30 protein-coding genes are annotated in these 24,225 nt (G+C 65.9%); 19 read left to right on the top strand and 11 right to left on the bottom strand.

Annotated elements, in window-relative coordinates:
* Positions 1 to 54: 54 nt before the first annotated feature.
* From ACNA7R_RS06270 to ACNA7R_RS06230, 9 genes are all read right to left on the bottom strand, one after another.
* A complete protein-coding gene (locus ACNA7R_RS06270) occupies positions 55 to 513 on the bottom strand; it encodes a MaoC family dehydratase (protein ID WP_416282703.1) in 459 nt (152 codons plus the stop codon).
* A gap of 44 nt (positions 514 to 557) precedes the next feature.
* Positions 558 to 1,256 carry a hypothetical protein gene (locus tag ACNA7R_RS06265; RefSeq protein WP_416282702.1) on the bottom strand — a complete coding sequence of 233 codons (699 nt, stop codon included), beginning with the start codon at positions 1,254 to 1,256 and terminating at the stop codon, positions 558 to 560.
* A 103-nt stretch (positions 1,257 to 1,359) separates the two neighbouring features.
* Positions 1,360 to 1,788 carry a DUF5807 family protein gene (locus tag ACNA7R_RS06260; protein ID WP_416282701.1) on the bottom strand — a complete coding sequence of 143 codons (429 nt, stop codon included), beginning with the start codon at positions 1,786 to 1,788 and terminating at the stop codon, positions 1,360 to 1,362.
* A 48-nt stretch (positions 1,789 to 1,836) separates the two neighbouring features.
* The gene (locus ACNA7R_RS06255) at positions 1,837 to 2,223 is read right to left on the bottom strand and encodes a hypothetical protein (RefSeq protein WP_416282700.1); all 387 of its coding nucleotides are present in this window, start codon (positions 2,221 to 2,223) and stop codon (positions 1,837 to 1,839) included.
* A gap of 6 nt (positions 2,224 to 2,229) precedes the next feature.
* The gene (locus ACNA7R_RS06250) at positions 2,230 to 2,856 is read right to left on the bottom strand and encodes a hypothetical protein (RefSeq protein ID WP_416282699.1); all 627 of its coding nucleotides are present in this window, start codon (positions 2,854 to 2,856) and stop codon (positions 2,230 to 2,232) included.
* 233 nt (positions 2,857 to 3,089) lie between these two features.
* Positions 3,090 to 3,644: an archaellin/type IV pilin N-terminal domain-containing protein gene (locus ACNA7R_RS06245; RefSeq protein WP_416282698.1), complete on the bottom strand. Its 555-nt coding sequence runs from the start codon at positions 3,642 to 3,644 to the stop codon at positions 3,090 to 3,092.
* Between the two features lie 3 nt (positions 3,645 to 3,647).
* Positions 3,648 to 4,238: an archaellin/type IV pilin N-terminal domain-containing protein gene (locus ACNA7R_RS06240; RefSeq protein WP_416282697.1), complete on the bottom strand. Its 591-nt coding sequence runs from the start codon at positions 4,236 to 4,238 to the stop codon at positions 3,648 to 3,650.
* Positions 4,239 to 4,247: 9 nt separating this feature from the next.
* The gene (locus ACNA7R_RS06235) at positions 4,248 to 5,030 is read right to left on the bottom strand and encodes an archaellin/type IV pilin N-terminal domain-containing protein (protein ID WP_416282696.1); all 783 of its coding nucleotides are present in this window, start codon (positions 5,028 to 5,030) and stop codon (positions 4,248 to 4,250) included.
* 2 nt (positions 5,031 to 5,032) lie between these two features.
* Positions 5,033 to 5,731 (bottom strand): archaellin/type IV pilin N-terminal domain-containing protein, encoded by a 699-nt coding sequence (locus ACNA7R_RS06230; protein WP_416282695.1) that lies wholly within the window; start codon positions 5,729 to 5,731, stop codon positions 5,033 to 5,035.
* A 399-nt stretch (positions 5,732 to 6,130) separates the two neighbouring features.
* Here ACNA7R_RS06230 and ACNA7R_RS06225 point away from each other — a divergent pair, with 399 nt between their 5' ends.
* The 8 genes from ACNA7R_RS06225 (at position 6,131) to ACNA7R_RS06190 (ending at position 13,652) form a co-directional block, all read left to right on the top strand.
* The gene (locus tag ACNA7R_RS06225; protein ID WP_416282694.1) at positions 6,131 to 7,192 is read left to right on the top strand and encodes a FlaD/FlaE family flagellar protein; all 1,062 of its coding nucleotides are present in this window, start codon (positions 6,131 to 6,133) and stop codon (positions 7,190 to 7,192) included.
* 17 nt (positions 7,193 to 7,209) lie between these two features.
* Entirely contained in the window at positions 7,210 to 7,641 is a 432-nt protein-coding gene (locus ACNA7R_RS06220) for a flagellin (RefSeq protein WP_416282693.1), read from the top strand.
* Between the two features lies 1 nt (position 7,642).
* The gene (locus tag ACNA7R_RS06215; RefSeq protein WP_416282692.1) at positions 7,643 to 8,107 is read left to right on the top strand and encodes a flagellar protein G; all 465 of its coding nucleotides are present in this window, start codon (positions 7,643 to 7,645) and stop codon (positions 8,105 to 8,107) included.
* An 8-nt stretch (positions 8,108 to 8,115) separates the two neighbouring features.
* Entirely contained in the window at positions 8,116 to 8,844 is a 729-nt protein-coding gene (locus ACNA7R_RS06210; protein ID WP_416282691.1) for an ATPase domain-containing protein, read from the top strand.
* 1 nt (position 8,845) lies between these two features.
* Positions 8,846 to 10,531, top strand: coding sequence for a type II/IV secretion system ATPase subunit (locus ACNA7R_RS06205; RefSeq protein WP_416282690.1), 1,686 nt, complete (start codon positions 8,846 to 8,848; stop codon positions 10,529 to 10,531).
* Between the two features lies 1 nt (position 10,532).
* Positions 10,533 to 12,299 (top strand): archaellar assembly protein FlaJ, encoded by a 1,767-nt coding sequence (flaJ, locus tag ACNA7R_RS06200; protein ID WP_416282689.1) that lies wholly within the window; start codon positions 10,533 to 10,535, stop codon positions 12,297 to 12,299.
* A 63-nt stretch (positions 12,300 to 12,362) separates the two neighbouring features.
* Positions 12,363 to 12,791, top strand: a complete 429-nt coding sequence (locus tag ACNA7R_RS06195; RefSeq protein WP_416282688.1) for a FlaD/FlaE family flagellar protein — start codon at positions 12,363 to 12,365, stop codon at positions 12,789 to 12,791.
* Positions 12,792 to 13,154: 363 nt separating this feature from the next.
* Positions 13,155 to 13,652 (top strand): helix-turn-helix transcriptional regulator, encoded by a 498-nt coding sequence (locus ACNA7R_RS06190; RefSeq protein WP_416282687.1) that lies wholly within the window; start codon positions 13,155 to 13,157, stop codon positions 13,650 to 13,652.
* A gap of 22 nt (positions 13,653 to 13,674) precedes the next feature.
* Here the strand turns inward: ACNA7R_RS06190 and ACNA7R_RS06185 are convergent, their stop codons facing one another.
* Both ACNA7R_RS06185 and ACNA7R_RS06180 read right to left on the bottom strand, forming a co-directional pair.
* Complete coding sequence (locus tag ACNA7R_RS06185) at positions 13,675 to 14,112, bottom strand: hypothetical protein (protein ID WP_416282686.1); 438 nt, start codon at positions 14,110 to 14,112, stop codon at positions 13,675 to 13,677.
* 18 nt (positions 14,113 to 14,130) lie between these two features.
* Positions 14,131 to 14,523 (bottom strand): 30S ribosomal protein S6e, encoded by a 393-nt coding sequence (locus ACNA7R_RS06180; protein ID WP_416282685.1) that lies wholly within the window; start codon positions 14,521 to 14,523, stop codon positions 14,131 to 14,133.
* Positions 14,524 to 14,634: 111 nt separating this feature from the next.
* On the opposite strand from ACNA7R_RS06180, the gene ACNA7R_RS06175 reads away from it, so the two are divergent.
* The 11 genes from ACNA7R_RS06175 to ACNA7R_RS06125 all read left to right on the top strand — a co-directional run.
* Entirely contained in the window at positions 14,635 to 14,913 is a 279-nt protein-coding gene (locus tag ACNA7R_RS06175; RefSeq protein ID WP_416282683.1) for a hypothetical protein, read from the top strand.
* 68 nt (positions 14,914 to 14,981) lie between these two features.
* Complete coding sequence (locus ACNA7R_RS06170; RefSeq protein ID WP_416282682.1) at positions 14,982 to 15,698, top strand: TetR family transcriptional regulator C-terminal domain-containing protein; 717 nt, start codon at positions 14,982 to 14,984, stop codon at positions 15,696 to 15,698.
* Positions 15,695 to 17,179, top strand: coding sequence for an MATE family efflux transporter (locus ACNA7R_RS06165; protein ID WP_416282681.1), 1,485 nt, complete (start codon positions 15,695 to 15,697; stop codon positions 17,177 to 17,179). Before ACNA7R_RS06170 ends, ACNA7R_RS06165 begins: the two co-directional genes overlap by 4 nt.
* Before the next feature lie 52 nt (positions 17,180 to 17,231).
* Positions 17,232 to 17,582 carry a hypothetical protein gene (locus tag ACNA7R_RS06160; protein WP_416282680.1) on the top strand — a complete coding sequence of 117 codons (351 nt, stop codon included), beginning with the start codon at positions 17,232 to 17,234 and terminating at the stop codon, positions 17,580 to 17,582.
* 80 nt (positions 17,583 to 17,662) lie between these two features.
* Positions 17,663 to 18,040 (top strand): hypothetical protein, encoded by a 378-nt coding sequence (locus ACNA7R_RS06155; RefSeq protein ID WP_416282679.1) that lies wholly within the window; start codon positions 17,663 to 17,665, stop codon positions 18,038 to 18,040.
* Between the two features lie 50 nt (positions 18,041 to 18,090).
* Entirely contained in the window at positions 18,091 to 19,329 is a 1,239-nt protein-coding gene (locus ACNA7R_RS06150) for an MBL fold metallo-hydrolase (RefSeq protein WP_416282678.1), read from the top strand.
* Between the two features lie 81 nt (positions 19,330 to 19,410).
* Entirely contained in the window at positions 19,411 to 19,959 is a 549-nt protein-coding gene (locus ACNA7R_RS06145; protein ID WP_416282676.1) for a flavodoxin domain-containing protein, read from the top strand.
* A gap of 97 nt (positions 19,960 to 20,056) precedes the next feature.
* Complete coding sequence (locus ACNA7R_RS06140; RefSeq protein WP_416282675.1) at positions 20,057 to 21,928, top strand: asparagine synthase-related protein; 1,872 nt, start codon at positions 20,057 to 20,059, stop codon at positions 21,926 to 21,928.
* Positions 21,929 to 22,046: 118 nt separating this feature from the next.
* A complete protein-coding gene (locus tag ACNA7R_RS06135; protein WP_416282674.1) occupies positions 22,047 to 22,469 on the top strand; it encodes a hypothetical protein in 423 nt (140 codons plus the stop codon).
* 35 nt (positions 22,470 to 22,504) lie between these two features.
* On the top strand, positions 22,505 to 23,632 hold the full coding sequence (solA, locus tag ACNA7R_RS06130) for an N-methyl-L-tryptophan oxidase (RefSeq protein ID WP_416282673.1): 1,128 nt from the start codon (positions 22,505 to 22,507) through the stop codon (positions 23,630 to 23,632).
* Positions 23,633 to 23,725: 93 nt separating this feature from the next.
* Positions 23,726 to 24,225, top strand: a 500-nt coding sequence (locus tag ACNA7R_RS06125) for an amidase family protein (RefSeq protein ID WP_416282672.1), incomplete at its 3' end; no start/stop codon positions are given.

Raw genomic sequence — 24,225 nt, 5'->3', positions numbered from 1 at the left:
TCTCGACCTCGATCGGGGCCGAGGACGCGTTCTCGCTTTCGGCGTCGGAGTCGACTACCTCGCGGCGTCCCGTCGCCGGACGACGTTCGACGAGGTGATCGACAGCACGGTCGTGTCGTCGACGACGACGCTCCGGCCGAACGTGACGTAGCCGCGATCGGATCGGCTCTCCGACGGGGTCTTCTCGAGCACCTCGACACGAACGCGGAGCGCCTCCCCGGGACGGACCGGCTCGTGCCACCGCAGGTCGTCCATCCCGAGCCCGCCCATGTTCGCGACGCCGTCCTCGCCCTGAACGACGTCGGTGACGAACAGCCGAACCGACAGGCAGAGCGTGTGCAGCCCGCTGGCGACCAACTCGCCGAACATCGACTCCGCCGCCGCCTCCTCGTCGACGTGGAACGGCTGCGGATCGAACTGCTCGGCGAACTCGACGATTTCCTCCTTCGTGACGGTGTAGCCGCCGGTTTCGAAGACGTCGCCGACCGCCAGATCCTCGTAGTAGCGTGTCACGGCCAACGGTTCCACGAAGAGGGAGGTAAATCGGCCGGTGGGAGCTACTGCTGGGAGAGGACGTAGGCCCGGACGAGCTGCAGGACGTGGACGAACACCCCGGCGACGGCGACGTAGACGCCGATCGTCTGCAGGCCGACCGAGGCGTTTCGGTTGTCCCGGACCTGCCAGATCTCGTAGCCCAGCCGGAGAATAAAGCCGAGGAAGATCAGCGCGAAGCCGGCCAGCAGCAGCTCCGGCAGGACGAAGCTACCGACGAGGATCGCGATCACGCCGCCGATGAAGGCGTAGGTCGAGAACCGCCCCCAGTGTTCGAACGTGATCGAGCGGGCGTAGACGTACCCCGAGATCAGGGCCATCATGATCGCGGTGATAACCGCCGTGATACCGAGGATCGTCACCCGGAGATCCGGCGGGGCGAACGCGATCACGCCCGCGCCGAAGGCGGCGAACGCGACCTGGAGGATCACCATTCCGAGAAACGCCGTCCCCATGTTCCCGTTTTTGACGCCCCGCTCGGCGATCAGATCGCCGATCGTGATCGCCGCACCGTAGACGACGACGCCGACGATCGGCACCGAGAACACGAGCTGGTTTACTTCCGCGATCGGCGTCATCGCGAAGGCGTACATCAACGCGATGGTGACCGCCATCAGGCCGCTCGCGCCGCCGATGACCGTCACCTCGCGGCGCGACAGTCCGAAGCCGCGGTCGGTCTTCTGTGGTGTCTCGAAGGAACTCATTGGAGTCAGGTAGCCGGGCCGTCAGGAAAAGGCTGCTCCTTGGCGCTGCTCGTCGCCGTCCGGGTCGTCGGTCGGTGTGACGCCCTCGAGTTGCAGGCCGCGACTACGCGTCGGCGACGTTCCACCGATCGGAGTAGGCCGTCCCGCAGGCACACTGCGCGTAGGCGTGGACGACTGCACCCTCGGCGTAGATCCCGCCGACGTCCTCGTTCTGTTCCTCGGCGAAGGCGAAGACGAACTGGGGCTCGTGGTCGCCGTCTGCGTCGGCGTCGGGACACTCGCCGCTGGTGAGGTCGTCGTTGATCTCCCCTTCCTGTTGCATCGCGGTCTTGGCGAAGCCCATCGCGTCGGTGTCGGTCGCGGCCTTGAACGCGTTTCGGCCGCTCTCGCCGTCGACGATCATCACGATCCCGTTCTCGACGGGGTCGCCGAACTTCTCGAAGCGCTCGTCCGCGACGTACGAGTCGGCCAGGAACAGCGCGACGTCGTCGGGTCGCTCGCCGGCCAGAAACTCCTCGCGTGGATCACTCATACGGCGCTATCGACGCTCGAGCGGGAAAAAGGACGCGTCATCCCCTCGTCAGCGCTCGAGGTCGGCGTGCTCGAGCATCAGCCGCAGGGTCGCCTCGGGCGAGAGGTCGTCGTCCAGCTGGGTCGCGTACCAGGTCAGCAGTTCGGCGAACACCTCGCGGACGTCGCTCGAGGACGCCCGGTGGCGCGCGACCTCGCCGTCGACCTTCAGCGCGATGTCGACCGCGTGGGGCTGGGGGACGTCGGCGAGGTCGGATCCGATCTCGGAGCGCTCGCCGCGGCCGTCGGTCAGCACCGCACTCGAGGACTCGCTCGAGTCGTCGCCCTCGGAGCGAACGAGAAACCGGTTCTCGCCGAGGTCGTCGACGGAATCGCGCTCGAGCGAGAGCTCCTCGGGAGTGAGTACGCCCTCGTCGTAGGGGAGGTCCTCGCTCATGGGAAGTTAGTCGCTCTCGTTCTCGAGGCCGTCGTCGGTCGCGTCGGCCGCGGTCTCGTTCGCGTCGCTCTCGTTGCCGACGGCCTCGACGTCCTCTTCGTACACTTTGGTGTTCATGATGTTGCTCCAGAGGGTGACCTGATCCATGTCTAGCCCTTCGGTCTCGTTGCCCACGCTCGAGTTCGTCGACTCGTTGGCGTCGGTCTCGTTACCCTCGCTCTCCTCGCTATCGAACCGGTGGACCCACTCGCTGTCGATCCCCCAGCCAAGCGCCTGCCCGTCGAAGGGGTCCTCGAGTTCGGCGTAGAGAAACTCGATCTCCGACCCGCGGTGGATCAGCGCCAACTTGTACACCTCGTAGATCACCATGATCTCCTCGTCGGACTCCTCGACCGTCTCGGCCTCGGAGTCGTAGGTCAGGTAGAGTTCGTCGTCCTCTCGAGCTAATTCTTCGACCGCAATGTCGTTGTCCTCGAGGAAGTAGTAGAACTCCTCGGGGGAGCCCTCTCGAGGCTCGGACGGTTCTTGCGGGTGGATCTGTCCGGTGGTGCCGGCGCAGCCAGCTAATCCTGCCGCTGTTACGGTAGCGGTTGTTGCTAGGAAGCGGCGTCTCGAGGTGCCGTCGTCGATCATACTCTCAGTGGTTAGTATACGTGTAAAAATCTCTGGACGATATCGAGCGGTGAGTTGTACCCGATAAAATCACGCTTCCATCACCTTCGGTCGTGTATTAGAACTGTTTCTCTACGACTTGAGTGTTCGATATTCGACAGAACACTGCGACCAAAAAATACTGCGAGAGGGAACTCGTTTACTGGAGTCGACCCGAAGAGATTTGATAGGTATGCTACCTAACGGACGATCGGTTAGACGTCAGCGACGGTTTGGGTGTCGCTGACAGTCTGTGGCATCGTCACGCCGTAGCTGAACTGTGCACCGGATTGATCGACGAGCTCAACGGTTGCACTGTCTCCTGGTTCCAGAGCCCCAGCATCTGTCGAACCCAGGTCAATCGTCAATTCGACTCGATCACTGGTATCCGTCAGTGCTTCACCTGTCGGCTCGACGGCAGCATCGCTCGTAGTAAGCGTTATCGAGTTGTCCGAGTCCGTATACTGGATCGTCATCGAATCCAGGTCGATCACATCAGACCCGGCGGATTTCTTCACGATGAGATTCAGATCTTCGAACTCTCCATCAGCTGCATCACTCTCTGCGTACGCGTGGACGACTTCGATCTGGTTCGCAACTGCCTGCTGGGTCTCTGTACCGGTGTCGGAAGCCTGGCTCTGCAGCGAGCCGGCCGTGTTGATCAGAACGCCGGCTGCAATCGCTGCAACCAGGACCATCGCGATGAACACGATGAGCGTTCCGATTCCGACCTGACCACGGTCTTCGTCGTTTGTGATTGATTCGAACATGGATTAGACCTCCACAACGGTTCCGTCAAAGGTCGCTGGAACAGTTACGCCGTAGGAGAACTGTGCTCCGGACTGGTCGATGAGTTCGATCGTTGCACTATCACCGGCTTCCAGGGTTTCTCCGTCTACGTTAGTTCCAATATCGATAGATATCTCGATGCGGTCGCTGGTGTCCGTAAGTGCCGTTGGATCATCTGTGTCAGCTAATGCGGTGGTCCCGAATTCGCCAGCAGCATCCGCGGTTCCCGCATACTCGAGCGTTTCTGACGTAGTTTCACTCGTGTACTGAAGAGTCATTGACTCCATGTCGATCACGTCTGATCCAGCGGATTTCTTCACGACAAAGTGAAGTTCGTCAACAGTATCATCTCCACCGGTGTCACCGTACGCGTGAACGACTTCGATCTGATTCGCCACTGCCTGTTGGGTTTCTGTACCTGTGTCGGAGGCCTGGCTCTGGAGCGAGCCGGCCGTGTTGATCAGAACGCCGGCCGCGATCGCCGCGACCAGGACCATCGCGATGAACACGATGAGCGTTCCGATCCCGACCTGACCGCGATCGTTTTCGGAATTTGAATTCTGTGTGTTAATCATTGTATCACGTTAGACGGATACGACCGTCTGTTCTGCTGGATCGTCAACTGTCGGCGGCATCGTCACACCGTATGTGTACTGTGCACCCGACTGATCGACGAGCTGAATCGAGACGCTGTCGCCGGGTTCGAGGTTATTTGGCTGGTTTTGGTTTTCACTCCAGCCATCACCGGTTGCATACCCTCCATCAGCTTCCTCCTGACCGATCAGAGGAATGATTACATCAATACGGTCTTCACTATCTGTCAGCGAGGTCTCTTCTTCGATACGCTCACCAGCTTCCTGCGTAATGAAGAAGGCTTCAGCCGCCTCAGCCTCGGTTGGAGAGTCTCCGAGGTTTTCAGCTTCGCTAGCGTGGGTAAGAGTAAGTGATTCGTCATCACTTGTATACTGGACTGTCATCGATGAGAGGTCAATGACATCGGATCCAGCTGACTGCTTAACCGTTAGTCGCAGCTCGTTGAACTCTTCGTTTACTTCGTATTGTCCATCGAATTCGTCAGTTGGAATATCAACTGGTTGAACATGGTTCTCATCACTCAGATCAGAATCTTCGGGATAGTTAACCCACTCAAACTGACTTTCGGCAGCAGCGTGGGTAACTTCGATTTGGTTCGCAACCGCTTGCTGGGTTTCGGAACCAGTGTCAGAGGCCTGGCTCTGCAGCGAGCCAGCCGTATTAATGAGAACGCCGGCTGCGATCGCCGCAACCAGCACCATCGCGATGAACACAATCAGCGTACCGATACCCACCTGACCGCGCTCATCCTCGGAGTGAATTCGCTCGAACATGGTTAGACCTCCACCACGTCCTTATCGACGAAGCTCGGCGGCGTCGTGATGCCGTAGGTGTACTGCGCACCCGACTGGTCGGTCAGTGCGACTGTCGCACTGTCACCGGACTCGAGCGCGTAGTCGTTCTCAATAGCATCGACGTTGATCCGGAGCAACACTCGATCACCGGTATCCGTTAGTGCAGTCCCTGCCTCAGGGACATCGACACTATCAGCATCGGCGTTCTGCCCGGCTTCGATCGTCGCGAAGGTATCGCCGTTCTCGCTATCAACGAAATCGTCTAGCGAGGTATCCGCATCAGTACCGGCTCCATGGTCAGCATCGTACTCGAGCGTCGCGTCCGCCGTCGTACTCGTGTACTGAACGGTCATCGAAGTGAGGTCGATAACGTCGGAGCCGGCCGATTTCTTGATGATCAGATCCGTGTATCCGATCTGGTCTTCATTGGCGTCAGTTTCGTCACCAGCTATAGTACCGTCTTGGCCAACGTATCCAACCGCATGGGTCACCTCGATCTGGTTCGCCACCGCCTGCTGGGTCTCTGTACCTGTATCGGAGGCCTGGCTCTGGAGCGAGCCGGCCGTGTTGATGAGGACACCGGCTGCGATCGCCGCAACCAGCACCATCGCGATGAACACGATCAGGGTGCCGATACCCACCTGACCGCGTTCGTCGTTGTCTGCTATGTTTTCGAACATTGATTGTATTAGTGTCTCCGCGTGTCACGCGTCCCGAGCGCACCCGTGGGTGCGCGAGCCGCCAGTTACGGCGGCCGCCGACTCGAGCGCCACCCCGCGACCACACCGTGTGACAGCGGGCTGAGAGCTGCACCGGGGCTCGAGGCCAGCGCGGGCGAATCTGACGGAAGCGCGGATTCTAGGGGTTCGTCCCCGGCCCAATTTCAAACGAGTTGATTATCAAGGTAGTTGTCAGTTCACGTCTCGATTCGAGGCTCGACTCACGGCTCGAAACGAGCGCTGAACTCGTGGAGAGAACTTTAGCGGTCCTGTCACAAGAGGTGGGTATGTCCGACCAAGGAATCACAGGGAACGGGCCGGCCGACGCCGGCGACGGGGCGCCGACGGAGGGTCGGTAGGATGGCCGCGGGACTGAACTGGCTGCTGCGACTGTTCGGTCGCGGGAAGTCCGACGCCGATCCCGAGCCGGCGGGCCTCGAGCCCGCCGACTGGGACGAGGACTCCGACCCCGAACTCGAGGAGTTCGACGAGAGCCTCGCGGACGAGGACGGCGAGGACGGCGATCTCGAGGACGCCGACGAGGCCGAAACCGAGACCCAACTCGAGGACGAAGACGACGAGTTCGCGGCCCTCGAGCCCGCACCGTTGGACGACCCCGACGACGACTCGGACGGCGTCGACCTCAGCTGGGCGAGTTCTTTCTCGAACTCGAGCGACGAGGCCGACGCGGCGGCCGACGGCGGCGAGGACGGCCCCGACGAGGAGGCGATCGACGAGCTGTACTACCGCACCGAGGGCCTCGAGGAATCGCTCGAGGACACCGAGATGCGCCTGGACGCGATCCAGGACTCCCAGGAGCAGGTCGTCTCGCAGGTCGACGAACTCAACGATCGCGTGCGACGGCTGCTGGGACTGTACGATCAGGTGACCGACGACATCAACCCCTTCACCGGCGAGGGGGAGGCCGACAACGGGTTCGAGGTCTTCGGCGACGATCGCCCCGACGGCGACCGCGCCGAGGCCGACGGCGAGACGGTCTCGTTCGACGACCTCAAGGGCGAGGTCGAGATCGAGCCCGTCGACGAGATCGAGGACGACGACCTGGAGCCCGAGCCGACCGCGGAACCCCCACAGCTCGAGCGCCGCGGCGCCGACGAGCCCGCGCTCCGAGAGCTGCCCGACACCTACGCGACCGACGTGGTCGTCTTCGAGTGGCTCGCGGACCTCCTCGAGTCGGGCGGGCCGCGGGCGACCCTCGAGGCGCTGTCGTACTACGTCGAGGTCGGCTGGATCGACGAGGAGGTTCGGGTTCACCTCGAGGGCGTCCTCGCGGGACCGGGGCTCGAGACCGCGGCCCCCGCGGGGGCTGCGGAGCTGACGGCCGACGACCACGCCGATAGCTACGCCTACGTGATGCAGCTCCGGGAGATTCGCGAGATCAGGCGGACCGTCGAGCCCTGAAGAGTGGGTGATCGAAGATGGGCTTCAGCACGAGTGGCGCGACCGCGATCCTCCTCATCGGCGTTCTCGTCGCCGTCAGCGTGGCGTACCCGACCCTGCAGGCGGCACAAGACTTACGCCAGGATGCGATCGAGGACCGGAACGACCGTGCCCTCGAGACGCACAACACCGCGATCGACGACGTCGAGGCCACCGTCGACGACGGTGAGCTGACGGTGACCGCCAGAAACGACGGCTCGACGTCGCTGTCGGCCGCCGACACGACGCTGCTGGTCGACGGGACGATCCCCGCGGACCGCGAACTCGAAGTCGACGGGGAGCCCGACCGCGAGCTGTGGCTCCCCGAGGAGGAGCTGACGATCACCGTCGACGAGTCCGATCTCTCGGGCGACCCCGAGCGGATCAAGCTCGTCACGGAGCGCGGCGTCGCGATCACGGAGGCGGTCTGAGGTGTCGAGCACCTCGGTCTCGAGCCTCATCTTGTTCATCGCGGCGATGATCGTCGCCGCGGGCGTCGCCGGGACGCTGGTGACGACGGTGACCGACGTGACCGACTCGGTCAGCACCCAGACGGGCAACACCGCCGACACGATCGACACCGACATCGAGATCATCAGCGACGCGGGCAGCGATGCTGTCTACGACGAGGACGACGAGGGCGACGGCACCGTCACGCTGTACGTCAAGAACACCGGCGAGAAGACCCTCGCCAGCGACGGCACCGGGCTCGACGTGCTCGTCGACGGCGAGTACGTCTCGAGCGGCGACCTCGAGATCGAGATCCACGGCGACGACCACTGGCGGTCGGGCGCCGTCGCCGAACTCGGGATCGACCGCGAACTCGAGACCGGCGATGAACACCGGGCCGTCGTCACGGTAAACGGCAGCCGCGCGGTGTTCGAATTTCGTACGTAACTCCAACCATGACCGACCACTACTCCATCGGATTGACGGATCGAGACCGGGTGAACAACGCCGTCGGCGACGGGATCCCGACCGGAAGCATCGTGCTCATCGAGGGCGAGGACGGCGCCGGCAAGAGCGCGCTCTCCCAGCGGTTCGCCTACGGGATGGCGACCGAGGGCACCGACGTCAGCTACGTCTCGAGCGAGCTCGAGGCCGGCGAGTTCGTCGACCAGATGCACTCGCTGTCCTACGACGTCGTCGACCTCCTGCTGGCCGAGCGACTGCTGTTCCTGCACGCGAACGTCGACACCCACGACCCGGGGCCGACCCGCCAGCTGCTCGCCCGGCTGGTCGACGCCGAGCGGCTCTGGCGGGCCGACGTCGTCTACGTCGACACCCTCTCGGCGCTGTTGCGCCACGACCCCAACTACGAGGCGGGAATCGAGACCGACGACGAGGATCGGGTCATCCAGCGGCTCGTCACCTTCCTCCGGCGGATGACCCGGGGTGGCAAGTCGATCGTGCTGACGGTCGACCCGAGCGGAATCGCCGAGGACGCCCTGCATCCGCTGCGAAGCGTCGCCGACGTCTACTTTGACATCGAGACGACGGCAGTCGGCCAGGAGGTCAGGCGGAGCATCCGCGTCCGGCGGTTCCAGAACATGAACGCCCCCGTCGACGACACGATCGGCTTCAGCGTCCAGCAGGGACGGGGCGTCTCGATCATCAGCCGGACGGTCGCCTGAGATGTCCGACTTCGGAACGCCCCGGCTCGAGGACGACCTCGCCACGCTGGCCGACGACCACCCCCACCTCCGCGAGCACCTCGAGGGGTTCTACGCCGAACACGGCGAGTACCCGGTCCTGATCGACGAGCCGGGTCCCGGCTGGGAGTCTCCCCGGCCGAACGTGATCTACACCCCCGAGGAGCCGATCTTCTGTCACGTCCACGGCGACGTCGGCATCTCGACGACGTACTACTGCGTCGAGCCGATCCTCGAGGACGGCGACGGGGAGCTGTACGACGAGATCCGCCAGCGGATCCTCGACAAGAGCGTCACGCGGCCGGCCCCGACCGACAGCGAGGCGTTCGAGGAGCACATCGACGCCCTGTTAGACGAGGTCGTCGAGATCGGTGCCGACGCGAGCGAGGAGCCGAGCCCGGGCGGGCTGCTCGAGGCGTTCGGGACGAAACCCCTCTCCGTGACCGAGCGGCAGTTCTCCAGGCTGCGCTACCAGCTCCAGCGCGACATCGTCGGGCTCGGTCCCCTGGAACCGGTGATGACCGACACGGCTAACGAGGACATCCACGTCATCGGTCCCGATCAGTGTTACCTCGATCACGGCACCTACGGGATGATCGAGGCGACCGTCGACTTCGGCACGCCGGCGGAGTTCGAACAGTGGCTCCGAAACATGGGCGAACGGATGGACCACCCCGTCAGCGACTCCGATCCGGTGATCGACGCGACGCTGCCCGACGGCTCCCGGATCAACATCATCTACTCCGACGACGTCTCGGTCCAGGGCCCCTCGCTGACGATCCGGCAGGGCGAGGAGGTCCCCCTCTCGGTCCTCCAGATCACGAAGTGGGGAACCCTCAGCCCCGAACTCGCGGCCTACCTCTGGCTCTGTCTCGAGAACGAGCAGACGGTGTTCGTCGTCGGCGAGACCGCCTCGGGGAAGACGACGACGCTGAACGCCGCGCTCTCGTTCATCCCGCGGGACGCGAAGATCTACACCGCCGAGGACACTGCAGAGGTAATCCCGCCCCACGACACCTGGCAGCAGCTGCTCACCCGGGAGGGATCGGGCGACGAGAGCGCCGACGTCGACATGTTCGACCTGGTGGCGGCCGCGCTCCGCTCGCGGCCCGACTACATCGTCGTCGGCGAGGTCCGCGGCGAGGAGGGCCAGATGGCGTTCCAGGCCGCCCAGACCGGCCACCCCGTCATGCTGACCTTCCACGCCAGCGACATCGTCTCGATGATCCAGCGCTTTACCGGTGCGCCAATCAACGTCCCGGAGACGTTCATGGACAACTGCGACGTCGCGCTGTTCCAGAACCGGGTCAAGCAGGGTGACGACGTCCTCCGCCGGGTCACCTCGGTCCAGGAGATCGAGGGCTACTCCGACTACGAGGGCGGCGTCGTCACCCGGCAGGCGTTCCGCTGGGATCCCAGGGACGACGTCGTCTCGTTTACGGGTCGGAACAACTCCTACGTCCTCGAGGAACAGATCGCGACGCTGCTGGGCTACCAGGACACCCGCCGGATCTACGACGAACTCGACCGCCGCGCCGAAATCGTCCGCCAGCTGATCGACGCCGACGTGCTGGGCTACCACGAGGTTAACCGGGCGATCGCCGACTTCCAGCGCGACGGCCTGCAGGGGCTGCCGGTCCGGATCAGGGGGCTCGATCAGTTCGCCTAACATGTCCTCGGAGACCCAGTCGTCGCCGGAGCTCGCCGCCCGCTCGGCGCTTCGCGAGCTCGGGATGGCCTACGAACAGATGGCGCTCTCGACCGAGCGGTACCTCCTGTTCGTGGTCGCGCCCGCGGTCGGGTTCTTCCTGTTTACGCCCGTGCTGGCGCTGCTGCTGGGTCTCCCCCTGCTGCTTACGCTCCCGGTCGTCCTGCTCGGCCTGCTCGCGATCGCCGTCGCGGTCAGCTACCCGAAACTCCTCCAGGAGCGGAAACGAAAGCAGGTTCGACAGCGCTTCCACCTCTTTCTGACCCACATCACGGTGCTCTCGATGACGAACATCAACCGCGTCGAGATCTTCCGGACCCTGGCCGAGGAGGAGGAGTACGACGCCCTGGCCGACGAGATGGGACATCTCGTGGCGATGGTCGACACCTGGAACATGAGCCTCGACGACGCCTGTCGGATGCGGGCCAAACAGACCTCGAGCCCGCTGCTGACGGACTTCCTCGAGCGACTCGCCTATACGGTCGGCGGCGGCCAGCAGATCAGCGAGTTCCTGATCGACGAGCAGGACACGATCATCCAGCAGTTCGTCACCCGGTACGAGGCCGACCTGGCGAAACTCGACGTGATGAAGGAGCTGTACATGTCGATGATGCTGTCGGTCGCGTTCGTCCTCGTGTTCGCGATCGTCCTCCCGATCCTCGTCGGGGCGAACCCGACGCTGCTGATCGCCGGCACGATCGTCATGTTCCTGATCGTCCAGCTCGGGTTCGTCTACGCGATCCACCTGATCGCGCCCGCCGATCCGGTCTGGTACGTAGAGGAGACCGCCGGCTTCGGGCCGACCGACGGGATCCCGACCGCGCTGGCGATCGGTATCGGGACGAGCGTCGTGCTGGCGCTCGGCGTGCTCGTCGCCCTGCTCGGGTTCGTTCCGGTCCCCGACCTCGATATCCCGCTGTCGATCCTACTGGCGATCCCGGTAACGCCGCTTCTGTACCCCGGCTGGAAGATGCGACGGGAGGAACAGCGGGTCAAGATCCGCGACGGCGAGTTCCCGAGTTTCGTCCGGACGCTCGGCGCCGTCGAGAGCGTCAAACAGACCTCGACGAGCAGCGTCCTCTCGAGCCTGCGCCACAAGGACTTCGGCGCGCTGACCGAAAACATCGACGCACTGTACAAGCGGCTCAACATGCGGATCGACGGCGTCCGATCCTGGCGGCTGTTCGCCGCCGAGACGGGGTCGTACCTCATCCAGAAGTTCGGCGACATGTACGTCGTCGGCCGGCGGATGGGGGGCGATCCGAAGCTGTTGGGTCAGCTCATCAGCAGGAACTACAACCAGGTGCTGAAGGTCCGCGAGCAGCGCCAGCAGGAGACGATGACCCTCATCGGCGTGCTGTACGGCATCACCGCCGCGAGCGTCTTCGCCTTCTTCATCGGCCTCGAGATCGTCGACATCATGATGGACATCACCACGGAGATGGATCTCGGCGGAACCGAAGACCCCGGGAGCAACGTCGCCGGCGGGCCGGCCCCGGGCGATTTCACCGACGGTCTCCTCCACACCGAACAGTACAACATCACGACGATCGAGTACCTGCTGACGTTGACGATCCTGCTCAACGCGGCGCTGTCGGCGGTCATCATCCGGCTCACGGACCGCGGACACTTCATCAGCGGCCTGGTACACTTCGTCCTCCTGACCTGGGTCGGCGCGGTCGTCGCCGCCACGACGCAGTACCTCGTCGAGTTCGTCGTGGCCGTCTGACGGCTCACCGTTCGTAATCGAACGAGGCTTCTTGTCTTTTCGGCGACGAAGCGTTCAGTAATAATGACGGACACGACACCGTACCTCGAGACCCTCGACCGATCGACCGACCGAACGGACGCGACCATCGAGTGGATGCGGTACCTCACCGATCGGTTCGGAACGACGGGTGCACTGAACTGCCTGCGCTACTACGAGGAACTGGGGTGGATCGGCCCCCGCGCTCGCGAGCAGCTCGTCTCCTACGTTCGAGGGGTTTCGCGGGACGGTGACGGCGCTCCGGCAGCCGACGACCTCTCCTCGCCGATCGACTCGCTCGAGGGAAGCGCCTTCGCCGCCCACGCGCGGAGCCTCGCTTACGTCGCCCGCCTCAACGGCGAGAGTCTGGCCGACGACGTGCTGGTCGGACGGATGGCCGACCAGCGGATCGACCGCCAGTTCGACGCCCGATCGGATGACCCGGGCGACGTCGTCGGCGTCGTCGACGAGTAAGTCGACCCCGACCGTTTCGATCCGTTTTCGTCCGTAAAACGTTCAGGAATTACTATGATATCGGAAGCTGATCTCGAGAGACGTCGTTCCCGACACTCCGATCCCGACATAGCGGTACTGAGGCACCCACAAAAATATTTTAAACACCCTACTTAAGCAAATAATGAAAATAAAGAACCCTGTTACTTATTACGTTTCGACACGAGGAACCGGTAGTCGCACGGGCCCACTCCGCTCCCCTCGGCACCCGCCGAGACCGCGACGGAGCGCCGGATCAGGGCGGCTGTCGGCCGAGGACGGTCCTCGCGCCGCGACTCCCCCGGCTCCGGTAGCGGCCCAGCCACGACACCGCCGTGATCATCAATGAGCAAACACGACCCCTCCACCGCGTTCGCCTTCGACGACCGCTCGAGCGCCGAGTCCGGAAGTGCCGGCGCTACCGGCCTCGAGACGGCCGAACCGGGGACGACAGACCACGAACTCGACGAACTGCTCGACCAGGTGACTGCCACGCTCGCGACCGACGAGGTTACCCTCGACGAGTCGCTGGTCAAGGACAACCTCGAGGAGCTGTTGCTCGTGCTCGTCGCCGTTCACGGGTCGACACACGGGAAGGAGCTGCTCGCGGATCTGACCGAGCTGTTCGACGCACAGCTCAGCCCGGGGACGGTCTACCCCTGTCTGCACGACCTCGAGGAGGAGGACGTGCTGTCGATGCACGCGAAGGTCCGGACGAAGGAGTACTCCGTCGTCGACGAGGCCTACGTCCGCGCGACCCTCGAGCGAACGATGACCCAGCATCTCGCCTTCGGGCTGTTGCTGGACCGGTTTCTCTCCTCCTATCCGGCCACGGACCAGTAGCGGCCGGCGTCGCTTCGAGCCGTCACTCCGATCCCAGCCCGTCGGCGATGTCGCTCAAGCTGTCGCTCGGCGGTTCGCGGGCGTCGTAGAAGTTCGTCTCGCCGGGCCCTCTGAGTCCGTAGAGAAACTCCGGTTCGACGACGTCGACCAGCACCGAGCCGCCCGCGCGGATCCCGTGGTCGTCGATCCACTCCCGGAGTCGGTCGGTTCCCTCACCAGGGTTCCGGGCCATCTCGGGCGTGTCGTAGACGCCCGGAACCGACAGCTCCTCGCCCGTGAGGGCGCGTTCGATACGTGCGAACCGCTCGGTGCCGTCGAGGACGACGCGGACGACCTCGTCGTGGGCGAACGCCTCGCGGTCCTCGGCCGGAATGTCGAGTTTGTGCCCTGTCGCCGTCTCGGTACACGTCGAGCGAACGGTCCGGACTGACGGGTGGTCACTCGAGACTCTGTCTGCCATCGTAGAGAAACGGGATCGTTACTCGTCGTCGCCGCCCAGCAGCTCGTCGATGTCGCTGCTACCGGACTCGACGACGGAGGCGTTGATCTGTGCGACGGCGTCGGAAACTTCGCGACCGCGAACCGTGACGCGTCGGCGCTCGCCGTCCCGGGTGGGCTGGTAACCGACCTGTCGGCCCTTCATCAGCACTTCCTCGAGGTTCGGTCCGGCGACGTCGGGGCTGAGCGGTCGGCCGGCCTCGTCGGAGCCGCCGGTGATCTCGAGCGTGTAGCCGTCGAGACCGACGGCGCCGCCGTCGACTTCCTCGCCGATCGACTTGCCGATAAACCGGTTCGCGTCCTGTTCCTCCGCTTCGAGCTGGTAGGTCGATCCGGAGTCCGGATCGCCGACGACGACTGTGAAACTTGCCATGCCCGGGGAAAAACGGCGCGCGCTCAAAAACACATCGAAACACGGTCTCGACGCGACGCCCGCCCGCCCGCGGTCGGTGCCGTTTACCGCCCTCGGTGCGTACCGATTCCCGTGAGCCTCGATCGCGACCGTCTCGAGCGACAATTGTGCGAGGAGTTCGGCGGCTCGAGCGGCGCCGCTCGCGTCGTCGCCCGCCAGGCCACGGACCTCGCCGATTCGGGCCGGTACGAGGTCGACACCGGAATCCGACTCACGACCGAGGTCGTCCTCGAGGAGCTCGCGGACGCGCCCGATGGCGGCCCGCCCGAGCGCTGGAACTGGTGGATCGGCTCGCTCGAGATCGCCTTCGGCGGTTACGAACCGTTCGGCGTCCGTCAGTACCGGAAGTGAGCGTGGGAGTCTCGAACACCCCTTCGAACCGAAATACCCTTTATCGGCGCTGACTAACTAGTCAGTTAGTGACCGATCCGGACGTTCGCGCGTCGATCATGCGCGGGACATACGAGGCGCTGTGCGAGCACGGCTACACCGAGCTGACGGCACAGGATATCGCCGACAGAACGGACAAGAGCAAGTCGCTGCTGTTCTACCACTACGACTCCAAGGAGGATCTGCTGGCGGACTTTCTCGAGTTCCTCTTCGAGCGCTTCGACGAGCGGGTCGCCGAGACCCGCGACCTCCCGCCGGTCGAACGGCTGGCGGTGTTCGTCGACTGGTTCCTCTACGGCCCCGAGGAGAACGACCGCCAGTCGTTCCACGTCGCGATGCTCGAGTTGCGCACGCAGGCACCGTACAACGAGGCGTTCCGGAAGAAGCTCCGCAAGAGCGACGACCAGCTCCGCGAGGTCCTCGAGGAGATCCTCCGGGAGGGGCTCGAGGCCGGCGAGTTCAGCGAGCACGACCTCGAGGAGACCGCGGCGCTGCTGATCGCTGCCTTCGACGGAGCCCGTATCCGACAGCTGACGATCGGCCGCGACGAGTACTTGGAGCAGGTTCGCGCGGCGACAGCCACTTGGATGTTCGACGACCTGCTCGCCGAGGGGGCGTCGTTCCCGGCCGACAGGGATCCGGGGACCGTTCCGGACGAAGCGGACACGCACAGACGACTGCTCGTCGACTTCGATACCGACGAGGGAAGCGAGAGCGACGCCGAGAGGACGGAGGGGTGTGAGTGAGCGGGTCGGAAACCGATCGCTCGGTCAACGTCACCGACGGCGACCTGTTCAAGCCGCTGTTGCTCCTCTCAGCGCCGATCGTCGCCAGCCAGCTGTTACAGGTCGGCTACAACCTCGCCGACACCTACTGGGTCGGTCGGCTCGGGGGCGACGCCGTCGCCGCGCTGTCGTACTCGTGGGCGATCGTCTTCCTGATGGTCAGCGTCGGCGGCGGCCTGACCGTCGCCGGGACGGTGCTGATCTCCCAGCACAAGGGCGCAGGAAACTTCACGCGCTCCTCGCACGTCGCCGGCCAGACCCTCTCGTTCGTCACGATCGTCGCGATCGTGTTCGGCATCGTCGGCTACCTCCTCTCGCCCTGGATGATCCGCCTGATCGGCGCGGAGCCGGGCAGCGACGCCTTCACCTACGCCGTCACCTACACCCGGATCGTCTTCGTCGGCGTCGCGTTCATGTTCTGGTTTTTCATCTTCGATGCGCTCTCGCGAGGGTGGGGCGACACCCGAACCCCGCTGTACCTGATGGTAATCAGCGTCGCGATCAACGTCGTCATCGACCCCTTCCTCATCCTCGGCTTCACCGACAACCCGATGTTCGCCTGGGCCGGGCTGGCGGGCCTCGAGACGACCCTCTACGAGGCGACCGGCTTCGAGGGCTACGGCGTCGCGGGCGCCGCCGTCGCGACGGTGTTCTCCCGCGGTACCGCCGCAGTAATCGGGCTCTACCTGCTCTTTTCGGGCCGGGTTGGGCTCCAGCCCTCGCTGTCGGATCTCCGCCTCGAGAGCGGGACCGTTCGGAAGATCCTCGAGATCGGCGGGCCGATCGCAACCGAGCAGGGGTTTCGCGCGTTCGGGATCACCGTCCTCACGGCGCTGATCGCCATCGCCGGAACCGAGGCGGTCGCCGCCTACGGGATCGTCAACCGGCTCTCCTCGCTGATGTTCCTGCCCGCGCTCGGGCTCGCCCGCGGGACCGAGACCGTCGTCGGCCAGAACTTGGGCGCCGAGCAGGTCGAGCGCGCCAAGCAGGCGGTCACGCTCAGCGCGGCGCTCGTCCTCTCGATCTTCGCCGTCGTGATCGGGGTCGCCTACCAGTTCGCCGAACCGATCACGGCGGTCTTCATCGAGGGCGAGGAGTCGGCGCAGGTGATCGCCTACGGCGCCGCCTACATCACGATCGCCGGCCCCTCCTACCTCTTCCTCGGGGTCTTCCAGATCATGCTCGGCGGAATCCGGGGGAGCGGCTCGACCCGGGCGGCCATGCTGCTGTCGATCCAGGAGCTGTGGCTGTACCGCATTCCGATCGCCGCGGTCGCCATCGCCGTGCTCGACATGGGCGTCATCGGCGTCTGGTACGCCGTCGCGATCTCGTACGCCCTCTCGGCGATCGTCACCGCGGCGTGGTTCCTGCGGGGGACCTGGACGGACAACGTGGTCGGCGACGCCCCGTCGGCGACGGCGGAGCCGGAACCGAGCGACTGACCGGAGGCCGGGAGGGGAAACACCGATTGTTCCCCGTCCCAAACTGTCAGGTATGACCGATCGCAGACGACCGTTCTGGCCGGCCTATCTCCTCACGGCGCTGATCGCCGGCCTGGGCCACTGGTATCTCGGCCAGTGGAAACGGGGAACGATCTGGTTCGGCCTCTACGTCCTCGCGCTCGGCTTCCTCAGCGCGCGGTCGGTCTCGGGTGCCCTCGCGCTCGGCGACCCGTTCGTCGTCACCGCCCTGCAGTTCGAGTCGGTCAGCTACGCCGACGTCGCGATCCCGCTCGCGGTGTTGATCGTCTGTCTGCTCGACGTCTACCTCATCGGCGTCCTCCGCCGGACGGCTCCCTCGAGCGATCCCTCGGCCGGCGAGGCCCGGTCGAACGGCTCCTCCTGAGCCCCGTCCGCCGGAGGACTCGGTTCGTCGGCGACGGCTCGAGCGTAACCAGTATTACCCCGCCGAAACTCGTATCAGATATGGAGACTGACGAAACGGGGCTGTTCGGCGGCGGAATCGCGATCGGCGTCCTCCTGGTCCTTCTCGGTGCGGTCGCGTACGTGGGAACCGGGTTTGCGAGCGTGACGGCGCTCATCCCGACGTTTTTCGGAATCGCCGTCGTCGCGCTCGGCTGGGTCGGCCGCGCGACGGGGCAGCGACGGATCGCCGTCTACGGCTACGGACTGCTGGCGCTGCTCGGTATCGCGGGCAGCACGCGGGGACTCACCGACGCCTGGACGCTCGTGACCGGCGGTTCCGCCGACAGCCCGGTCGCGGCTCTCTCCCAGGCCGCGATGGTACTGTTGTGTTTCGCCCTGCTCTTTCTCGTCGGGCGAGCGCTGGGCGACGACCACTGACGGGGCCGGCGAACCGACGGAGGCAAGCGACTCGAGCGAAAACGAGCGGTATGGACGTTCGGTTTCTGGGCGGGGCTCGCGAAATCGGTCGGAGTGCGGTGCTGATCGACGACTCCTTGCTGCTAGATTTCGGCATGGACTCGGGAAACCCACCGTCGTTTCCCATCGACGACGTCGACCCCGACGCGGTCGTCGTCGGCCACGGCCACCTCGATCACGTCGGCTCGATCCCGACCCTGCTGTCGGGCGACGCCCGCCCGCCGATCCACTGGACGCCGCCGACGGACGCTCTCGCGACGGTGCTCGCGCGGGACACGCTCAAACTGCACGGAGGAACGTACAACTGCCCGTTTACGGAGACCGAGGTCGCCCGCCTCGCGCAGGTCTCGGAAACCCACGGCTACGGCGACCCGTTCGAGGCCGCGGGGTACGAGATCACCTTCTTCGACGCGGGCCACGTTCCCGGCAGCGCACACGTGCTGGTCTCGGACGGCGACACGCGGCTGCTGTACACCGGCGACTTCCACACCGAAGACCAGCAGCTCCTCTCCGGCACCGCAGCCCGTCCCGACGCCGACGCCGTGATCTGCGAGAGCACCTACTCCGACGTGAGCCGCCCGCCCCGCGAGGAGATCGAGCGATCGTTCGTCGACAGCCTCGAGACCACCCTCTGGGAGGGCGGCACCGTCGTCGTCCCCGCGTTCGCGATCGGCCGCACCCAGGAGATCCTGTGCATCTGCGAGGAACACGACCTCGAGTGCTACGTCGACGGGATGGGCAAACGCGTCACCGAACTCTTCCTTCGCGAGCGAAACCGCGAGTTCCTGCGCGATCCCGATCTGCTCCGGCGAGCGAAGGGCAACGCACGGTTCGTCGACGGCCGTGACGGGCAGCGAGAGCGCATCGCCGAACAGAGTACGGTGATCGTCACGACCAGCGGGATGCTCCACGGCGGCCCCGCGATGACCTACGTTCCGGCGATCCGCTCGCATCCGACGAACAAGATCGCCATGACGGGCTATCAGGTCGAGGGCACCCCCGGTCGCGAGCTGTACGAGACCGGCAGTGCGGTGATCGACGGGCGCTCGATGCGGGTCAGCGCGCAGGTCGAGCAGTACGACTTCTCGGCTCACGCCGACCGGGAGGGTCTGCTCGAGTTCCTCGCCCCTTACGCGGACGCCCGCGTTCTGGTCAACCACGGCGACCGCTGTGCGGCCTTCGCGGAGGAGCTTCGAGGGGAAGGGGTCGTGGCCGAAGCCCCGGCGCTCGGCGAGACGCTGTCGCTCTGAGGGGCACCTGCGCCTTGATGCAACTGCGAGTCGGAGGAGGCGTATGGTCGTTTCCACTCCGGCCGCTCGAGGTGATCGCCCGTGGCTCGAGTCCTGATCTGCTACGGCACGAGCGAGGGACAGACCGCGACGGTCGCCGAGCGGATGGGCGACGTCGTCGACGGCGAGGGCCACGACGTAATCCTCGCGCACCTGAAACACCCGCCGGGCGAACTCGAGCCCGATTCCTACGACGGGATCGTCGTCGGCGCGTCGATCCACGGCGGCTCCCACCAGCGCTACGTCGGGTCGTTCGTCCGAGACCACCTCGAGACCCTGAATCGGCGCCCGTCGGCCTTCTTCTCGGTCAGCCTCACCGCGGCCCACGACGATCCCGACGAGCGCGCGCCCGCCGCGGAACTGCTCGAGGAGTTCCTCGACGAGACGGGGTGGAACCCCGACGGCACGCTGGCGGTCGCGGGCGCGCTCAAGTACAGCGAGTACGGCCTGCTCAAGCGGTTCGTGATGCGACGGATCGCGGGCCGGGCGAGCGGCGACACCGACACCTCGAGGGACTACGAGTACACCGACTGGGAGGACGTCGAGGCGTTCGCTCGGGAGTTCACGACGCTGCTCCGGGCCGACGCCTGAGGCGCGGCCGGGACGGGACGGGAAACGGAGCCGCGGCGGCCGAAATCTGGACTGGTAGGCCGAAGCGTAATACCCCCCGTTTCCCAAGTGACCCGTAATGGTCGGGGTCTGCGGTGCGTTCGGGAGGGAGAGACCGGATATCGGGTCGATAGCCGAGTGGATTGGTCGAGACGGCGTCGGCGAGGAGGCGAGACACGACGGCTCCGGGCTGACCTGCTTCGCGACGACGCACCGACGAACCCCGCAGCCGATCCCGGTTCCGGAGCGAAACGCGACGCTGCTGGTGTCGGGCACCGTCTACAGCCGTCTCGAGGACAGCTCGCGGAACCGACGGCCGACGGGCGTCTCGACCCCGGAGTTCTGCGCGCGCGAGTACGCTGCCGACGGGCTCGAGGCGCTGACCGAACTCAACGGTGAGTTCGTCGCGGTCGTGCTCGAGCGCGAGGGCGGAAAACTGCGGCTCGTGACGGATCTCCTCGGCAGTCGGCCGCTGTACTACCACTCGAGCGGCGACCGGCTGCTGTTCTCGACGTCCGTCCAGTCGCTGGTCGACCACCCCGCGACTCCGGCCGCGTTCGATCCCCCCGGACTGGTCGAGTACCTCGCCCACAAACGGGTCCGGGGAAGTCTGACCCTCTTCGAGGACGTCGCACAGCTACCGCCCGCCTCGATCGCGACGGTCGAGTTCGGAAGCGAGGATCGGCTCGAGCACGACCGCTACTGGTACCCGACCCCGCGGCCGACGTCCCTCTCCGCCGACCGGTTCGTCGATCGGTTCCTCGACCGCTTTACCGCCGCCGTCGACGACCGGGTTCGGTCCGGGCGGAGCCACGGGCTATTGCTCTCGGGCGGCAGCGACTCGAGGCTCCTCGCGGCGACGGTCGATCCCGACCGGGCGTACGGCTTCGCCGCGGGATCGGCGACGCCGGCCGACGAATCGACCGTCGCGGCCCGCGTCGCCCGAACCGTCGACGTCCCGTTCACCCGACTCGACCTCTCCGATCGGACGCCGGCGCTGCTCGAGGCCTACGGCCGACACGGCAACGGGATCGGCTGGTTCAACGAGGCGCGAACCCTCGCGGTCGCCGACGAGATCCGCGAGGGCGTCGACACGCTCGTCTCGGGGCTGTACGCCGACGTCTTCTTCAAGGGGTGGACGCTCCCCCGCCGCCGGCTCTCGACGCCGTTCGGCGAGGTCTCGCTTCCGATCGGACGGGCGACCGAGGATCGGCGACAGTTCCTGGAGACGCGATCGAAACCGACGCCCGCGTACGTCGACACCGACGCCGTCTCGTCCGCCCGCCGGGTGCTCGAGGGGGCCCTGACGGATACGAGCGAGGGAGTCCGCGATCACGGGATCGACTACCTCTCGATGGGGGAGCTCGGTCGGGTCGGCTTCTGGTTCCCGCTGACCAACGAGAGCTCCTTCGACCGGTACGCCGACGCGCAGGTGCTACCGACGGTCTACCCGTTTCTCGACCGCCGGCTGATCGAGCTCTCGCTCGAGCTCCCCCGGTCGGACGCGATGCGACGGAACGTCGTCAACCGGGCGGTATCCCGGCTCGCACCCGATCTCGCGGCGATCCCGCACAACGAGAGCGGCGTCTCGCTCTCCCGGCCGCAGGCGTTACACTGGCTCGGCCAGTTCTACCGCGAGCGGGTCGGAGACGGCGACGAGGGGACGAACGCGGCCGCGTTGCGCGAGGACTGGCTGCCGGCGTTCGTCCGCGACCACGAGTCGACGATCCGGGCCCTCCCCGGGGTCGAGTACGAGACGGTCCGTCGGCTCTGCCGGGAGCACCGCAGCGGGGCGAACCACACCGGGGCGATCAGCGGACTGGTGAGCGTGCTGGCGATGCCGGCGACGGAGACGATCACCGGTGCCGAATCCGATACCGCGACGAACCCGGTCGGACGGCCGAACCGTTCCGGCGACGCCTCGAGTACCGAACCCGAGTCCCGGTTCTGATACGGATTGCTGTACCGATGTCCCGGTGCAACCGCCGCCCGGGTCGCGGTTGTGCCGGAACTGACGGACAGGAAACCGTATGAAACGCCTTTCTCGGCGGCCGTCGTTCGGACGACGCGTGACGCACGATACCGACCCCGATATCGACGGCCTCGAGCTGAGCGAAACGGAAGAAGCGGCCCTGCACGACCTCCAGCTCGGCATCGAGTACGTCCACCGGGCCTACGGGAACCTGCTTCAGTTCCACCACGAGCTCGGCCACGCGATGGACCGCATCGGTGACGCCGAAGACGAACTGCGCGAGGCCGGCCGCGAGGAGTGGGCCGACCGCCTGCGCGACGACCACCTCCCGGCGGGCGCGATCAGCGACCGCTGGACCTACGAGCTCGTCGAGGAGTTCTCGGACGGCTTCCTCGAGGACGTCGACGCCTTCGAGGACGAGGTCAGGGAGGAGCTGGCCGACGGGATCGATCACGTCACCGAACGCCGCCAACAGCGCCGGATCCGCGAGCGCGCGCGAACGGACGACCGGCGGGACTGACAAGCGTTTTCGACCCCCTCGACGTACACGCCGGCATGAGCGAACGGTACGACGCGATCGTCCTCGGCGTCGGTGGGGTCGGGAGCGCCGCGACCGCCCACCTGGCGACGCGGGGCGCAGACGTCCTCGGCCTCGAGCGCTACGACGTCCCCCACGGCTACGGCTCCTCGCACGGCCGCTCCCGGATGTTCCGACTCGCCTACGCCGAGGATCCCGCTTACGTCCCGCTCGCGAAGCGAGCCGCCGAGCTGTGGGACGATCTCGAGCGCGCGGCCGACCGACGGCTGTTCTACCGCACGGGGTCGGTCGACGCCGGCCCCGCCGACGGCGAGGTGGTGGCGGGTTCGAGGCGCTCCTGCGAGGCACACGGCCTCGAGTACGAGGCCCTGTCGAGTACCGATCTGACGGAGCGCTACCCCGGCTACCGGCTGCCGGAGGGGTACGAGGCGATCTACCAGCCCGACGGAGGGTTCCTCGAGCCCGAGACCTGCACCGTCGCCCACGTCGAGCGCGCCCATCGGGCGGGGGCGACGATCCGAGCCCGAGAGCGGGTCGTCGACTGGCGCCCGACGAGCGACGGCGTTCGCGTCGAAACCGACCACGACGGCTACGAGGCCGACCGCCTCGTCGTCACCGCGGGCGCGTGGGCCGGACGGTTCGTCGACGCCCTCGAATCGGTGCTGGTGCCCGAACGGCAGGTGTTGGGGTGGTTCCAGCCGACCGAGCCCGACTACTTCGACCGCGAGCGGTTCCCGGTCTGGAACCTCGAGGTCCCCGAGGGCCGGTACTACGGCTTTCCGGTCCACGACGTCCCGGGGTTCAAGCTCGGTCGGTACAACCACCGCGAGGAGGTCGTCGACCCCGACGCCCTCGAGCGCGAACCGACCCAGACCGACGAGCGGCTCCTCCGGGAGTTCGCCGAACGGTACTTCCCGGACGGCGCCGGCCCGACGATGGGTCTGGGGACCTGCCTCTTTACGAACACGCCCGACGACGACTTCGTCCTCGATACGCTCTCCGAGGAGCCGCGGGTCGTCGTCGGCGCCGGCTTCTCCGGTCACGGCTTCAAGTTCGCCAGCGTCATCGGCGAGATCCTCGCCGACCTCGCCCTCGAGGGGGAGACCGATCACCCAGTCGAGCCGTTCGCGATCGATCGGTTCTGACGGCGCCGCCGGACGCCCCTCGAGCCGTCGCGATCCGCCCGCGGTTGAAGCCGCCGGACCCAATCTTATCACTCCGTTCGTCTGACGGTCACTATGGGCGGAGATAGCACACAGTTTTCCGCGGCCGGGATCGCGAGACGCGTCAGGGACGGCGAGCTGTCCCCCGTCGAGGTCGTCGACGACCACCTCGAGCGCATCCGCGAGCGAAACGACCGAACGAACGCGTTCGTCACCGTCGCGGCGGAGTCGGCCCGCGAGGCGGCCGCAGAGGCCGAACGCGCGGTCGAGGACGGCGAGCCGCTGGCCCCGCTTCACGGCGTTCCCGTCGCCGTCAAGGATATCGACGACGTCGCGGGGATCGAGACCACCCACGGCTCGCGGCTCCTCGAGGATCGGATCGCCGACGCCGATACGGCCTACGTCGCCCGCCTGAAGGCGGCGGGTGCGATCGTCGTCGGCAAGACCAACGCGCCGGAGTTCGGCTACACGGCCATCACGAAGAACCTGATCTTCGGCGCGAGCCGGAATCCCTGGGATCTCGAGCGCTCGCCGGGCGGCTCGAGCGGCGGCTCGTCGGCGGCGATCGCCGGTGG

The sequence above is a fragment of the Natronococcus sp. genome (assembly GCF_047921035.1).
Classification (GTDB): domain Archaea; phylum Halobacteriota; class Halobacteria; order Halobacteriales; family Natrialbaceae; genus Natronococcus.
The sequence above is the reverse complement of the archived record's forward strand: the minus strand, read 5'-3'. Positions and strand labels throughout refer to the sequence as shown.

Bases quoted from the DNA above. Each gene is read 5' to 3' on its own strand.
- ACNA7R_RS06265 (WP_416282702.1), bottom strand. From the start codon at position 1,256: ATGAGTTCCTTCGAGACACCACAGAAGACCGACCGCGGCTTCGGACTG.
- ACNA7R_RS06260 (WP_416282701.1), bottom strand. From the start codon at position 1,788: ATGAGTGATCCACGCGAGGAGTTTCTGGCCGGCGAGCGACCCGACGAC.
- ACNA7R_RS06255 (WP_416282700.1), bottom strand. From the start codon at position 2,223: ATGAGCGAGGACCTCCCCTACGACGAGGGCGTACTCACTCCCGAGGAG.
- ACNA7R_RS06250 (WP_416282699.1), bottom strand. From the start codon at position 2,856: ATGATCGACGACGGCACCTCGAGACGCCGCTTCCTAGCAACAACCGCT.
- ACNA7R_RS06245 (WP_416282698.1), bottom strand. From the start codon at position 3,644: ATGTTCGAATCAATCACAAACGACGAAGACCGTGGTCAGGTCGGAATC.
- ACNA7R_RS06240 (WP_416282697.1), bottom strand. From the start codon at position 4,238: ATGATTAACACACAGAATTCAAATTCCGAAAACGATCGCGGTCAGGTC.
- ACNA7R_RS06235 (WP_416282696.1), bottom strand. From the start codon at position 5,030: ATGTTCGAGCGAATTCACTCCGAGGATGAGCGCGGTCAGGTGGGTATC.
- ACNA7R_RS06230 (WP_416282695.1), bottom strand. From the start codon at position 5,731: ATGTTCGAAAACATAGCAGACAACGACGAACGCGGTCAGGTGGGTATC.
- ACNA7R_RS06225 (WP_416282694.1), top strand. From the start codon at position 6,131: ATGGCCGCGGGACTGAACTGGCTGCTGCGACTGTTCGGTCGCGGGAAG.
- ACNA7R_RS06220 (WP_416282693.1), top strand. From the start codon at position 7,210: ATGGGCTTCAGCACGAGTGGCGCGACCGCGATCCTCCTCATCGGCGTT.
- ACNA7R_RS06210 (WP_416282691.1), top strand. From the start codon at position 8,116: ATGACCGACCACTACTCCATCGGATTGACGGATCGAGACCGGGTGAAC.
- ACNA7R_RS06205 (WP_416282690.1), top strand. From the start codon at position 8,846: ATGTCCGACTTCGGAACGCCCCGGCTCGAGGACGACCTCGCCACGCTG.
- flaJ (WP_416282689.1), top strand. From the start codon at position 10,533: ATGTCCTCGGAGACCCAGTCGTCGCCGGAGCTCGCCGCCCGCTCGGCG.
- ACNA7R_RS06195 (WP_416282688.1), top strand. From the start codon at position 12,363: ATGACGGACACGACACCGTACCTCGAGACCCTCGACCGATCGACCGAC.
- ACNA7R_RS06190 (WP_416282687.1), top strand. From the start codon at position 13,155: ATGAGCAAACACGACCCCTCCACCGCGTTCGCCTTCGACGACCGCTCG.
- ACNA7R_RS06185 (WP_416282686.1), bottom strand. From the start codon at position 14,112: ATGGCAGACAGAGTCTCGAGTGACCACCCGTCAGTCCGGACCGTTCGC.
- ACNA7R_RS06180 (WP_416282685.1), bottom strand. From the start codon at position 14,523: ATGGCAAGTTTCACAGTCGTCGTCGGCGATCCGGACTCCGGATCGACC.
- ACNA7R_RS06160 (WP_416282680.1), top strand. From the start codon at position 17,232: ATGACCGATCGCAGACGACCGTTCTGGCCGGCCTATCTCCTCACGGCG.
- ACNA7R_RS06155 (WP_416282679.1), top strand. From the start codon at position 17,663: ATGGAGACTGACGAAACGGGGCTGTTCGGCGGCGGAATCGCGATCGGC.
- ACNA7R_RS06150 (WP_416282678.1), top strand. From the start codon at position 18,091: ATGGACGTTCGGTTTCTGGGCGGGGCTCGCGAAATCGGTCGGAGTGCG.
- ACNA7R_RS06140 (WP_416282675.1), top strand. From the start codon at position 20,057: ATGGTCGGGGTCTGCGGTGCGTTCGGGAGGGAGAGACCGGATATCGGG.
- solA (WP_416282673.1), top strand. From the start codon at position 22,505: ATGAGCGAACGGTACGACGCGATCGTCCTCGGCGTCGGTGGGGTCGGG.